The organism is Rhodococcus sp. IEGM1339 (assembly GCF_050321925.1).
Lineage (GTDB): Bacteria > Actinomycetota > Actinomycetes > Mycobacteriales > Mycobacteriaceae > Rhodococcus > Rhodococcus pyridinivorans.
Genome location: NZ_JBNQFT010000012.1, coordinates 90,178 through 103,015 on the forward strand (window position 1 = coordinate 90,178; position 12,838 = coordinate 103,015).

At 69.1% G+C, this 12,838-nt stretch carries 11 protein-coding genes and 1 tRNA gene; 9 read left to right on the top strand and 3 right to left on the bottom strand.

What is annotated here, in order from left to right; translation table 11 throughout:
* Window positions 1-72 precede the first annotated feature (72 nt).
* Genes cysD through ACQR3U_RS13270 form a run of 5 tightly spaced genes read left to right on the top strand, consistent with a single transcriptional unit; the run spans window position 73 to window position 5,374 of the window.
* Window positions 73-1,005 (top strand): sulfate adenylyltransferase subunit CysD, encoded by a 933-nt coding sequence (gene cysD / locus ACQR3U_RS13250; RefSeq protein WP_217579940.1) that lies wholly within the window; start codon window positions 73-75, stop codon window positions 1,003-1,005.
* On the top strand, window positions 1,005-2,840 hold the full coding sequence (gene cysC / locus ACQR3U_RS13255) for an adenylyl-sulfate kinase (protein ID WP_230810619.1): 1,836 nt from the start codon (window positions 1,005-1,007) through the stop codon (window positions 2,838-2,840). Before cysD ends, cysC begins: the two co-directional genes overlap by 1 nt.
* Window positions 2,837-3,964: a 3'(2'),5'-bisphosphate nucleotidase CysQ gene (locus ACQR3U_RS13260; RefSeq protein ID WP_019288962.1), complete on the top strand. Its 1,128-nt coding sequence runs from the start codon at window positions 2,837-2,839 to the stop codon at window positions 3,962-3,964. The genes cysC and ACQR3U_RS13260 overlap by 4 nt, the downstream gene beginning before the upstream one ends.
* Window positions 3,965-4,016: 52 nt before the next feature.
* Window positions 4,017-5,015: an MBL fold metallo-hydrolase gene (locus ACQR3U_RS13265; RefSeq protein WP_064061229.1), complete on the top strand. Its 999-nt coding sequence runs from the start codon at window positions 4,017-4,019 to the stop codon at window positions 5,013-5,015.
* A complete protein-coding gene (locus tag ACQR3U_RS13270; RefSeq protein WP_230810618.1) occupies window positions 5,012-5,374 on the top strand; it encodes a nuclear transport factor 2 family protein in 363 nt (120 codons plus the stop codon). Before ACQR3U_RS13265 ends, ACQR3U_RS13270 begins: the two co-directional genes overlap by 4 nt.
* A gap of 68 nt (window positions 5,375-5,442) precedes the next feature.
* Here ACQR3U_RS13270 and ACQR3U_RS13275 read toward each other — a convergent pair.
* The 3 genes from ACQR3U_RS13275 to ACQR3U_RS13285 all read right to left on the bottom strand — a co-directional run bounded on the left by ACQR3U_RS13275 (window position 5,443) and on the right by ACQR3U_RS13285 (window position 7,176).
* Window positions 5,443-5,518 (bottom strand) — tRNA-Arg (locus ACQR3U_RS13275).
* A 120-nt stretch (window positions 5,519-5,638) separates the two neighbouring features.
* Window positions 5,639-6,352 carry a DUF305 domain-containing protein gene (locus ACQR3U_RS13280; protein WP_006552575.1) on the bottom strand — a complete coding sequence of 238 codons (714 nt, stop codon included), beginning with the start codon at window positions 6,350-6,352 and terminating at the stop codon, window positions 5,639-5,641.
* A gap of 2 nt (window positions 6,353-6,354) precedes the next feature.
* Window positions 6,355-7,176 carry a DUF3105 domain-containing protein gene (locus tag ACQR3U_RS13285; protein ID WP_112319988.1) on the bottom strand — a complete coding sequence of 274 codons (822 nt, stop codon included), beginning with the start codon at window positions 7,174-7,176 and terminating at the stop codon, window positions 6,355-6,357.
* Window positions 7,177-7,331: 155 nt separating this feature from the next.
* Between ACQR3U_RS13285 and argS the strand changes: the two genes are divergently transcribed.
* The 4 genes from argS to thrC are packed head-to-tail and all read left to right on the top strand — an operon-like array spanning window position 7,332 to window position 12,815.
* The gene (gene argS, locus ACQR3U_RS13290; protein ID WP_006552577.1) at window positions 7,332-8,984 is read left to right on the top strand and encodes an arginine--tRNA ligase; all 1,653 of its coding nucleotides are present in this window, start codon (window positions 7,332-7,334) and stop codon (window positions 8,982-8,984) included.
* Window positions 8,981-10,402: a diaminopimelate decarboxylase gene (gene lysA, locus ACQR3U_RS13295; protein ID WP_039587736.1), complete on the top strand. Its 1,422-nt coding sequence runs from the start codon at window positions 8,981-8,983 to the stop codon at window positions 10,400-10,402. Before argS ends, lysA begins: the two co-directional genes overlap by 4 nt.
* A 38-nt stretch (window positions 10,403-10,440) precedes the next feature.
* Window positions 10,441-11,727, top strand: a complete 1,287-nt coding sequence (locus tag ACQR3U_RS13300; RefSeq protein ID WP_230810665.1) for a homoserine dehydrogenase — start codon at window positions 10,441-10,443, stop codon at window positions 11,725-11,727.
* Window positions 11,724-12,815 (top strand): threonine synthase, encoded by a 1,092-nt coding sequence (gene thrC / locus ACQR3U_RS13305; RefSeq protein WP_006552580.1) that lies wholly within the window; start codon window positions 11,724-11,726, stop codon window positions 12,813-12,815. Before ACQR3U_RS13300 ends, thrC begins: the two co-directional genes overlap by 4 nt.
* Window positions 12,816-12,838 lie beyond the last annotated feature (23 nt).

The window sequence follows — 12,838 nt, forward strand, 5'->3', positions numbered from 1 at the left end:
GTTCTACTGTTGCGGAGTAATCTTCGACCGCATCGGTACACATGTGTACCGAGCCGGGTGAGAGGGGCGCGAGTGACCACGGTGCCACCGCAACGACCACCGACCTACGAACTTTCGCTGCTCGGTGCGCTCGAAGCCGAGTCCGTGCACATCTTCCGCGAGGTCGCCGCGACCTTTTCCCGTCCCGTCCTGCTGTTCTCGGGTGGTAAGGACTCCGCGGTGATGCTCCACCTCGCGGCCAAGGCGTTCTGGCCGGCGCCGCTGCCGTTCCCCGTCCTGCACATCGACACCGGGCACAACTTCGACGAGGTGATCGACTTCCGCGACCGCACCGTCGAGCGCCTGGGGATCCGGTCGATCGTCGCCTCGGTGCAGGACGACATCGATGCCGGGCGTGCCGTCGAGGACGACGGACCGCACGCGACCCGCAACCGGCTGCAGACCGGAACCCTCCTGCGCGCGTTGCGGGAAGGGGGATTCGACGCCGTCTTCGGGGGTGCTCGTCGCGACGAGGAGAAGGCCCGCGCGAAGGAACGCGTCTTCAGCCTGCGCGACGAGTTCGGGCAGTGGGACCCGAAGGCGCAGCGACCCGAACTGTGGCAGCTGTACAACGGCCGGCACCGCCGCGGCGAACACATGCGGGTCTTCCCGCTGTCCAACTGGACCGAACTCGACATCTGGCGCTACATCCGCGACGAGGGCGTCGACCTGCCGTCCCTGTACTACGCCCACCGGCGACCGGTGATCGAGCGCGACGGAATGCTGCTCGCGCACAACCATTTTCTCACCCTCTTCCCCGGGGAGACTCCGCGCGAGAGCCTCGTCCGGTTCCGCACCGTCGGTGACGCGACGTGCACCGGCTGCGTCGAATCCGCCGCCACCACCGCGGACGAGGTGGTCACCGAGGTCTCCGCCAGCAGGGTCACCGAACGCGGCGCCACGCGGGCGGACGACCGGATCTCCGACGCCGGAATGGAAGACCGCAAGAGGGAAGGCTATTTCTGATGTCCCACCTGCTGCGCATCGCCACCGCCGGCAGCGTCGACGACGGCAAGTCCACGCTCATCGGCCGATTGCTGTTCGACTCGAAGGCCGTCTTCGAGGACCAACTCGAGGCGGTGACCCGCACGAGCCTCGACCGCGGCGCCGACCGCGCCGATCTCGCGCTGCTCACCGACGGCCTGCGCGCCGAACGCGAACAGGGCATCACGATCGACGTCGCCTATCGCTATTTCGCCACGGCGCACAGAACATTCGTCATCGCCGACACTCCCGGTCACGAGCAGTACACGCGCAACATGGTCACCGGGGCGTCCACCGCAGACCTGGCACTCGTCCTCGTCGACGCCCGCAACGGCATCGTCGAGCAGACCCGCCGGCACGCCTTTCTCGCGTCGCTGCTCGGGGTGCGGCACGTGGTGCTGTGCATCAACAAGATGGACCTGGTGGACTGGTCGCAGAGCCGGTTCGACGAGATCTGCGACGAGTTCCGGAATCTCGCGGCGAAGCTCGACATGCCCGACCTCGCCTTCGTTCCCGTCTCCGCCCTGCACGGCGACAACGTCGTCTCCCGCACCGCGAACATGCCGTGGTACGAGGGGACTTCGCTGCTGCACCATCTCGAACAGGTCCACATCGCGTCGGACACCAACCTCATCGATGCCCGACTGCCCGTGCAGTACGTCATCCGGCCGGGCGAGGGTGAGCACCGCGACTTCCGCGGCTACGCCGGGACGGTCGCCGCCGGCGGATTCGCGCCCGGCGATGAGGTGGTCGTTCTCCCTTCCGGTTTCGGAACGCGGGTGCGAACGTTGTGGGGGCCGGGCGGGACGGAACTCGAGCACGCCTTCGCCGGTGCGGCGGTGTGCGTCGAACTCGAGGACGACCTCGACGTCGGACGCGGCGACATGCTGTGCCGCCCCAACAATCGTCCGCTCGTCGGCCACGAGATCGACGCCATGGTGTGCTGGTTCGACGAACGCTCCGCCCTCGATCCGGACGCCCGCTACGCCCTGCTGCACACCACGCGCTCGACCACCGCGCGGGTCGCGCGGCTGGACTACCGCCTCGACGTCAACAGCCTGCACCGCGACGAGGCCGCGACGACGCTCGGTCTCAACGAGATCGGCCGCGTGCAATTGTGGACGCAACAGCCGCTGCTGTTCGACCCCTACCGGCGCAACCGCACCACCGGAAGCTTCGTGCTCGTCGACGAACGCACCGGCAACACCGTCGCGGCCGGAACGATCACCGGCCCGACACTCGCCGACACGGCGGTGGTCTGGCACTCGGCGGCGGTCTCACGGCCCGAACGGGGGAGGGCCGGGGCGACGGTATGGCTCACCGGGCTGTCCGCCTCCGGCAAGTCCACCCTCGCCGTCGAACTCGAACGACGACTGCTCGCCGAGGGCATCCCCGCCTACCGCCTCGACGGCGACAACCTCCGGCACGACCTCAACGCCGACCTCGGCTTCGGTCCGGAGGACCGCGCGGAGAACGTCCGCCGCGTCGGTGCGGTCGCACAGCTGATGGCCGACGCCGGACTCGTCGCGATCTGCGCGCTCATCAGTCCCTACCGTCAGGACCGCGACCGCATCCGCCGGCAGCACGAGGAGTCCGGGATCCGGTTCGTCGAGGTCTTCGTCGATACGCCGCTCGCCGACTGCGAGGCCCGCGACCCGAAGGGCATGTACGCGCGGGCACGTGCCGGTGAGATCACCGGTTTCACCGGCGTCGATGATCCCTACGAACCACCGTCCGATCCCGAGCTGGTCGTGCGCCCCCACGACGGCACGCCTGCCGTGCAGGCGGGCCTCGTCGTGGAATTGTTGAGGCCATGACGCACGACAACAGCGACGACGCTCGGCTCGCGGCCGAGACGGCTTCCGGCGCAGGTGAACTGCTGCTCACGGTCCGCGCCATCGAATCGGATGCCCTTACCGGGCGCGAGCTGGGCCGGCGCGGCGACCACGCCGCCAACACCTACATCCTCGAACGGCTGGCGACCGCGCGGCCCGGCGACGCGGTGCTCTCGGAGGAATCCGCGGACGATCCGGCCCGGGTCGGCGCCGACCGCGTCTGGATCATCGACCCGCTCGACGGGTCGAAGGAGTACGGGATGCCCGACCATGTCGACTGGGCGGTCCACATCGCGCTCTGGGAGGCAGGACGAGGGCTCACCGCCGCCGCGGTCGCGCAACCGGCGATCGGCGTCGTCCACAGCACCGCAGATCCGGTCCCGGCGCCGCGGCCGGCCCGCCGTCGCCCCCGCATCGTCATCAGCGGGAGCAGGCCGCCCGCCTTCGTCTTCGATCTGGCCCGCGATCTCGGTGCCGATCTGATCCGGATGGGGTCGGCCGGTGCCAAGGCCATGGCGGTGGTCCGCGGGGAGGCCGACGCCTACATCCACGCCGGAGGTCAGTGGGAGTGGGATTCGGCGGCGCCGGTCGCGGTCGCGCGCGCTGCGGGTCTGCACTGCGCGCGGATCGACGGCAGCGAACTCGAATACAACCGGCCGCACCCGTATCTGCCCGACCTCGTGATCTGCCGCGCAGACTGGGCACCGGAGGTGATGGCCGCGCTGGCCGCGCACGCCACCGGGCCGACCGACAGCCCCCGCGCCGCGATGGCACGCGCATACATCCGATCCCTGGTCAGCCACGACGCGTCCCACGTCCGGCTCGCCGAGGACGCCTGGCGGGTCGAGAACGGGGAACGCACCGGCGACAGCGGCATCGAGATCCGCGACCGCCTCGAGAACGGCCCGGAATACCGGCCCATCCGCCGCGTCCGCGACCTGCAGTTCCGCGAATGGCACCACAGTGTCGTCGCGCGGTTCGTCCTGGACATCGCAGCACGTCCGGGCGCCGAGACGTCGGTCGCGGTGACCGAGCACTTCGACATCCCGGCGGGGGAGATCCGATCGATCGTGGCGATCATCGAGCCCGCGCAGGGTAATAGTTGAATTCATTGTTGTAGCTTTCGAACGAAAGTCACCATGATCGAGAGGCATCACCATGGCCGAAGCGCGTGATATCGGGGACGGCATCCACGTCGTTCCCGTCCCGGTGGCGGACCTGCCGGTCGGCGACACCCAGGTCTACGTGATGGAATCCCCGCGTGGCGTCGTCCTCGTCGACGTCGGCTGGAACGACGACCGGTCGTGGGCGGCGCTGCAGGACGGCCTGGCCACCGCGGGCCTGTCGGTCACCGACGTCGAGGGCGTGGTGGTCACCCACTTCCATCCCGACCACGTCGGGCTCACCGGACGCATCCGGGAGGCCTCCGGGTGCTGGGTCGCGATGAACGAGGCCGACTTCGCCCACCTCGAGGTCATGCTCTCCGACGACGATCGCCGTCCCCAGGAAGCCGAACTGCTGCGCCGCGCAGGGGCACCCGAGGACGCGATCGAGGAGTCGCTGGCCACCCTCGTACCGGCGGTCGGCCGTCCCGACGCGCTGCCCGACCGCAAACTCGGTGCCGACGAGACGATCCCGCTGACGGGACGATCCCTGCGCACCGTGCTGACCCCCGGCCACACCGCCGGCCACGCGTGTTTCCTGCTCGAGAAACACGGCGTGCTGTTCAGCGGCGACCACGTCCTCGCGACCACGACCCCGCACGTCGGCGAGTTCGATTTCCCTCTGCCGCAACGCGACGCGCTGGGGGAGTACCTCGACTCGCTGCGCGCGGTCGCCGGCCTGCCCGTGCGACGCGCACTGCCCGCGCACCGGCAGCAGATCGACGACCTGCCGCACCGCGTCGGCGAATTGATCGCCCATCACGACCAGCGCCTCGACGATCTCTACGACGCGTTCGGCGACGAGGAACTCACGCTGTGGGAGGCCACCGCCCGCATGCGCTGGTACCGGCCGTGGGACGAGACTCCCTTGCACGGCAAGCGGATGGCGCTCGCAGAGGGCTCGGCGCACGTCCGGCAGCTCATCGAGCGGGGACGGGTCCGTCGCGTGCCCGGTACGGAACCCGCCCGCTTCGCGCGCGTGCAGACCCGATGAGCCCCGACGAGCTGGTCACCGAGTTCTGCCGTCGCTGGGCCGATCCCGATCCTGCCGAGCTCGCGGCCTTCTTCGCCGAGGATGCGGTCTTCCACAACATCCCGATGGAACCGATCCGCGGCCGCGCGGCGATCGAGAAGTACATCGTGGGCTTCGTGACGTCCTTCGGGGCCATCGACTACCGCATCCACCACCAGGCGGTCTCCGGCAACGTCGTGCTCAACGAACGCACCGATGTGTTCACGATGAACGGCCGGACGATCGAGCTGCCCGTCACAGGCGTCTTCGAGATCGTCGACGGGAATATCGCGGCCTGCCGCGACTACTTCGATCCCACACCCTTCACCACCGGAAACTGACCGGCCTCTGGGACACCGAAGGCCCTGGAACACCTGAAGGCCCCGCTTCATGAGAAGCGGAGCCTTCGTGGTGCCCTCGGCAGGATTCGAACCTGCGACTTCTTGCTCCGGAGGCAAGCGCTCTATCCCCTGAGCTACGAGGGCATCCGGACCACCGGATGACCGGAGGTGCGGGAGTTAGCCTAGCGCATCGAACGCTCAACTCCACATCGCCAGGTCAGAGCCGGTTTTCGGCCCGAAGTTGCGGTTCGCCCGCGCGAAGACTCAGTTGAGGGGCAGCGGTTCGGCGCCGCGCTCGGCGAGTAGCGACCTCATCAGGTCCGACTCACCCTGCTGCGTCGCGACCATCGTGCCCGCCAGATTGCGCACTGCCGAGGTGCTCGCGTACTGCTCGCCGTACTCCATCATCGGCAGACCACCCTCGTGGTGGCGCAGCATCAGCTGAAGAAAGAGCACGTCCAGTTCGGGACCGCGAGCGGCCCGGAGATTCGCGAGATCCTCGGAGGTCGCCATCCCCGGCATCAGGTGCGAGCCGTCCGAATCCTCGGACTCGGCGGTCGCACCGTGATCACCGTGTCCGTGACCCGTCTCCGTCTCGGTCATCCACTCCATGTACTCGCCCGTCGGCAGCGCCGGCTGTCCCCACAGTGACAACCAGCCCTGCATCTGACCGATCTGGTTCTGCTGGGTGGTGAGGATGTCGTACGCGATGTTGCGGATCCGATCGTCCTCCGAGTTGGAGACCACCACGGCGGCCATCTCGACGCCCTGGTCGTGGTGCACGATCATGTCCTGCGCGAATCCGACGTCCACCGAGCCGGCCTCCGGCGCCGCCTGCGCGGAGTCCTCGAAGGGGATCCGGGACAGGAACCCCGCGAGGAAACCGACGGTGACCGCAGCGACGGTGAGCAGCACCAGCAGCAGCCGGTTGTGCCCACCACGCTCGGGGGTGGAGATGTCCGAGGAGGTCTCGCTCATCGTCAGCTCCCGGCCGGTGCCTGCTGCATGTCGCCCGCGGTCTCCGCGTTCATCGGCACCGCGTCGGGGCCGGGCTCGGAGGCGTCGAAGGCCGGCGGGTTCGCCGGATCGAACGAACCGGGGATCGTCGAGCAGCTCGCACCCACCTCGGGGTAGGTGTACTGGTTCAGGCGCAGCGCGCTGATGAACTGGTCGATGCGCTCGTCGTCGACGCTGTCGACCTCGAGCCGGTGACCCCACGACTGCAGTGAGACGGGAGCCTCGAGTCCCGGATACGGTGACATCATCATGTAGGTGCGGCCGTCGACCTTCGCGCGGAGCGTGTCGACCGCGGCGTCGTCGAGCAGATCGGGGTTGTATGCCACCCACACGGCGCCGTGCTCGAGCGAATGCACCATGTTCTCGTTCCGCACAGGCTGCTCGTAGACCGTTCCGGTGCAGGTCGCCCAGACGGAGTCGTGAGGGCCACCGAACGGCGGCGACTGGTCGTACGCGACGCGCTGGCCCGGCGCGACGTGCACACCGGCCGGGTACTCCATCTTCAGCACGCCCTCGATGTCGTCCGACGGGTCCTGGTTGGACTCCGACGGCGTCCATGCCGACATCTCCTGCTGGTTCTGATACTTCGGGATGAGGCTCACAGCGATCACGGCGACCAGCACGACGACCAGGGCCACGCCGCCGATCGTCAACCACGGGATCTGGCGCTGCGCGGAGACCCCGGGAGCGCCGCCGCTCTTCTTCTTGGCGGCCTGAATGGCCTTCGACGACTTGGCTCCGGTCTTCTTGTTACCGGAGCCGCCACTAACCGAACCGCTGGGCATCGCTGTGTGCTCTTTCGACGGGTGGACAGGCGGACGCGCGCCCATCGGGCGCACAAACACCCACAACTCTACGGGCGTGCTCTCGCGCGGTGCCTCGACCTGCCGGTAGGGGGAGCGTCGGCGCCGCGATCGACCAGCCAATAGGATGGACACCTGTGACTCCCTCCGACCTTGCTCAGCTGCTCCGCGGAACCGCCGCCGGTGTCCTCACCGACCGTGGTCTCGACGCGTCCGTTCTTCCCGAGACTCTCACCGTCGAGCGCCCGCGCAATCCGGAGCACGGCGACTACGCGACCAACGTCGCGATGCAGGTTGCGAAGAAGGTCGGCGTCAATCCCCGCGAACTCGCCACCTGGCTCGCCGAAGCCTTGACCGCCGCCGACGGCATCGACTCCGCCGAGGTCGCGGGCCCCGGCTTCCTCAACATCCGGCTCGCCGCCGACGCCCAGGGAGCGATCGTGGCGAAGGTGCTCGCCGAGGGCGCCGCCTACGGCACCGGCAGCGACCTCGCGAACACGAGGATCAACCTCGAGTTCGTCTCCGCCAACCCCACCGGCCCGATCCACCTCGGTGGCACCCGCTGGGCCGCGGTCGGCGACGCGCTCGGACGCATCCTCACCGCCCAGGGTGGCGAGGTCACCCGCGAGTACTACTTCAACGACCACGGCGCGCAGATCGACCGCTTCACCCGGTCGCTCATCGCCTCCGCACTCGGACAGCCCGCCCCCGAGGACGGCTACGCCGGCGCGTACATCGTCGACATCGCCTCCTCCGTGCTCGAGCAGCGCCCCGACGCCCTCGAGCTCCCCGAGGACGAGCGGCACGAGACGTTCCGCTCGATCGGCGTGGACCTGATGTTCGCGCACATCAAGCGCACCCTCCACGAGTTCGGCGTCGACTTCGACGTGTACTTCCACGAGAACTCCCTCTTCGAGAGCGGAGCCGTCGAGAAGGCCGTCGAGACCCTGAAGGCGTCGGGCAATCTGTACTTCGACGACGGCGCGTGGTGGCTCAAGAGCACCGATTACGGCGACGACAAGGACCGTGTCGTCATCAAGTCCGACGGCAACGCCGCCTACATCGCCGGCGACATCGCCTACTTCCAGGACAAGCGCTCGCGCGGCTTCGACCTGTGCATCTACATGCTCGGTGCCGACCACCACGGCTACATCGCGCGTCTGAAGGCCGCCGCGGCGGCGTTCGGCGACGACCCCGACACCGTCGAGGTGATGATCGGCCAGATGGTCAACCTCGTCCGTGGCGGCGAGGCCGTGAGGATGAGCAAGCGGGCCGGCACCGTGATCACCCTCGACGACCTCGTCGAGGCGATCGGCGTCGACGCCGCCCGCTACTCGCTCGTGCGTTCCTCGGTGGACCAGAGCATCGACATCGACCTCGAGCTGTGGGCGAGCACCACGAACGAGAACCCGGTCTACTACGTCCAGTACGCCCACGCACGACTGTCGTCGATCGCGCGCAACGCCGCCGATCTCGGCCTGACCGCCGAGGGCGCCGACTTCTCGCTACTCACCCACGAGCGCGAGGGCGACCTCATCCGCACCCTCGGCGAGTACCCCCGGGTGCTGGCAAAGGCGGCCGAACTGCGCGAACCGCACCGCGTCGCCCGCTATCTCGAGGAACTCGCGGGCACCTACCACCGCTTCTACGACGCCTGCCGGATCCTGCCGCAGGGCGACGAGGAAGCCGGACCGCTGCACACCGCGCGACTCGCGTTGTGCGCGGCCGCACGCCAGGTCCTCGCCAACGGCCTCGGCCTGCTCGGCGTCACCGCCCCGGAGCGGATGTGAACGCGCACCCCGCGGGACCGCGTCACGCCCAGATCCCGCACGCCCCCAACCTGCCCGAGCGCCCGGCCGACACCGCGGCGCTCAACGCGCTGGCCCCGCACGTGTGGCCCCGCAATGCCGCGCGCGGCGAGGACGGCGTCATGCGCATCGCCGGTATCCCGGTGACCGAGCTCGCCGAGAAGTACGGCACCCCGCTGTTCGTCGTCGACGAAGACGACTTCCGCTCCCGCTGCCGGGAGATCGCCGAGGCCTTCGGCCCGTCGGCGAAGGTGCACTACGCGTCGAAGGCGTTCCTGTGCAGCGAGATCGCACGGTGGGTTCATCAGGAAGGGCTCTCGCTCGACGTCGCGTCCGGCGGTGAGCTCGCCGTGGCCCTGCACGCCGGATTCCCTGCCGGGAAGATCGCGATGCACGGCAACAACAAGTCCGTCCGCGAACTGCAGGCCGCCGTGACCGCCGGGGTCGGGCACATCGTGCTCGACTCGCTCACCGAAATCGACCGGCTCGACGCGGTCGCCGGTGAGGCCGGTGTCGTCCAGGACGTGCTCATCCGCGTGACCGTGGGCGTCGAGGCCCACACCCACGAGTTCATCTCCACCGCGCACGAGGACCAGAAGTTCGGGCTCTCGCTCGCCGGTGGCAACGCCATGCAGGCCGTGCGCCGCGTCTTCGCGGCCGACAATCTCCGCCTCGTCGGCCTGCACAGCCACATCGGCTCGCAGATCTTCGATGTCGACGGCTTCGAACTGGCCGCCCACCGCGTCATCGGCCTGCTGCGCGACATCGTCGCCGAGTTCGGTGTCGACAAGACCTCGCAGATGAACATCGTCGATCTCGGCGGTGGTCTGGGCATCTCGTACGTGCCGAGCGACGACCCGCCGCCGGTCGCCGACCTCGCGGCGAAGCTGGGCGACATCGTCCGCACCGAGTCCGCGCTCGCCGGGCTGCCGGCCCCGACCCTCGCGGTCGAACCGGGCCGCGCCATCGCCGGACCGGGCACAGTGACGCTCTACGAGGTGGGAACCCTCAAGGACGTCGAGGTCGGTTCCGGGCACGTCCGCCGCTACATCAGCGTCGACGGCGGCATGAGCGACAACATCCGCACATCGCTGTACCAGGCGGAGTACGAGTCGCGCCTCGTCTCCCGCGTGAGCGACGCCGAGCCGGTGGTCTCGCGCGTCGTCGGCAAGCACTGCGAGAGCGGCGACATCGTCATCCGCGACGCTTGGATGCCCGCAGACGTCGCAGCCGGTGATTTACTGGCGGTCGCGGCGACGGGTGCATACTGCTACTCGATGTCGAGCAGGTACAACCTGCTTCCTCGCCCCGCCGTCGTGGCGGTCAAGGACGGCGTCTCGCGCGTTCTGCTGCGCCGCGAGACCCTCGAAGATCTGCTCAACTTGGAGGTTTCGGAGTGACCAGTGTAACGGCGACCGATGCTTCGGGCCGGCGTCCGGTGGGTGTGGCGGTTCTCGGACATGGCACCGTCGGTGCCGAGGTCGCGCGGATCATCCGCGAGGACGCCGCGGATCTCGAGGCGCGCATCGGTGCCCCCCTCGAGCTGAGGGGCGTCGCCGTACGCGACGCCGCCCGCGACCGGGGTCTCCCCGCGGAACTGGTCACGACGAACGCCGAGGCGCTGATCCGCCGCGACGACGTCGACATCGTCGTCGAGCTCATCGGTGGCATCGAACTGCCCCGCAAGCTCGTGCGCACGGCGCTCGACGCCGGCAAGTCCGTCGTCACCGCCAACAAGGCACTGCTCGCCGCCTACACCGGCGAACTGGCCGAGGTGGCCGAGGCCCGCAACGTCGACCTGTACTTCGAGGCGTCCGTGGCCGGCGCGATCCCGGTGATCCGCCCGCTTACCCAGTCGCTCGCGGGCGACAAGGTCAACCGGGTCGTCGGCATCGTCAACGGCACCACGAACTACATCCTCTCGGCCATGGACGAGACGGGCGCCGACTACGGCGAGACGCTCGCCGAGGCGGGCCGCCTCGGATACGCCGAGGCCGATCCCACCGCCGACGTCGAAGGCTTCGACGCCGCCTCGAAGGCGGCGATCCTCGCGTCGATCGCCTTCCACACCCGCGTGACGGCCGCCGACGTCTACCGCGAGGGCATCTCCTCGATCACCGCCGCCGACCTCACCTCGGCGCGCGCGCTCAACTGCACGATCAAGCTGCTCGCGCTGTGCGAGCGCGTCCCGTCCGTCGACAGCAAGGACCGCGTGTCCGCCCGGGTCTACCCGGCCCTCGTGCCCCGCGAGCACCCGCTGGCCTCGGTCAACGGTGCGTTCAACGCCGTCGTCGTCGAAGCGGAGTCCTCGGGTCGGCTCATGTTCTACGGCCAGGGTGCCGGTGGCGCCCCCACCGCCTCCGCCGTGATGGGCGATCTCGTGATGGCCGCCCGCAATCGGGTGCAGGGCGGTCGTGGTCCGCGTGAATCGAAGTACGCGCAGCTGGAAATCGCGCCCATGAGTGACATCCTCACCCGCTACTACGTCAATCTGAAGGTCGCCGACCGCGCCGGCGTGCTCTCCGCGGTCGCCGCCGAGTTCGCCACGCGGGGCGTGAGCATCGCAGCGGTCCGCCAGGAAGGCGCGGGCGACGCTGCCCGTCTGGTGGTACTCACCCATCAAGCCACCGACCGTGCGCTGGCGGATACCGTCGCAGCGCTCGACAAACTCGAATCCGTGATCGCTGTGACCAGCGTCCTGAGACTGGAGGGATCCGCCGAATGAGCGCGGCCGAGAAGAACACCACCCCCGTACACACGCCGTGGCCGGGCCTGATCGAGGCGTACCGTTCGCGCCTGCCGATCGGTGACGACTGGAAGACGGTCACGCTGCGCGAGGGTGGAACGCCGCTGCTCCCGGCTCCGCGCCTGTCGGAGATCACCGGCTGCGAGGTGCATGTCAAGGTCGAGGGTCTCAACCCCACCGGCTCGTTCAAGGACCGCGGTATGACCATGGCGGTCACCGAGGCCCTCGCGACCGGCAAGCAGGCGGTGCTGTGCGCGTCCACCGGCAACACCTCGGCCTCGGCCGCCGCCTACGCCGCGCGCGCCGGCATCGGCTGCGCGGTTCTCGTCCCGCAGGGCAAGATCGCGATGGGCAAGCTCGCCCAGGCCGTCATGCACGGCGCGAAGATCGTGCAGGTCGAGGGTAACTTCGACGACTGTCTGGAACTGGCACGCAAGACCACCGCGGAGTTCTCCACCATCGGTCTGGTCAACTCCGTGAACCCGGTGCGTATCGAGGGCCAGAAGACTGCCGCCTTCGAGATCGTCGACGCGCTCGGCGACGCCCCCGACGTGCATGTGCTGCCCGTCGGCAATGCCGGCAACATCACCGCCTACTGGAAGGGCTACAGCGAGTACGCCGCCGACGGCCTCAGCACGCGCCGCCCGCGCATGCTCGGCGTCCAGGCCGCTGGTGCCGCGCCGCTCGTCCTCGGCCATCCGGTGAAGGATCCCGAGACCATCGCGACCGCCATCCGCATCGGCGCTCCCGCATCGTGGAACGGCGCGGTGGCCGCCAAGGAGGAGTCGAACGGCGCATTCCGTGCGGCGACCGACGAGGAGATCCTCGAGGCGTACCGGCTGCTCGCGAAGTCCGAGTCGATCTTCGTCGAGCCGGCCTCGGCCGCCTCCATCGCAGGTCTGCTCGCCGCGAGCAAGGAAGGCTGGCTCGAGCGCGGCCTGAAGGTCGTGTGCACCGTGACCGGCAACGGTCTCAAGGACCCCGATACGGCCCTGCGCGACGTGCCCGTGGTCGAGCCCATCCCGGTCGACCCGGTCGCGGTCGCCTCCGCGCTCGAGTTGGCCTGAGTTGACCGCCACGCCTTCCTCCG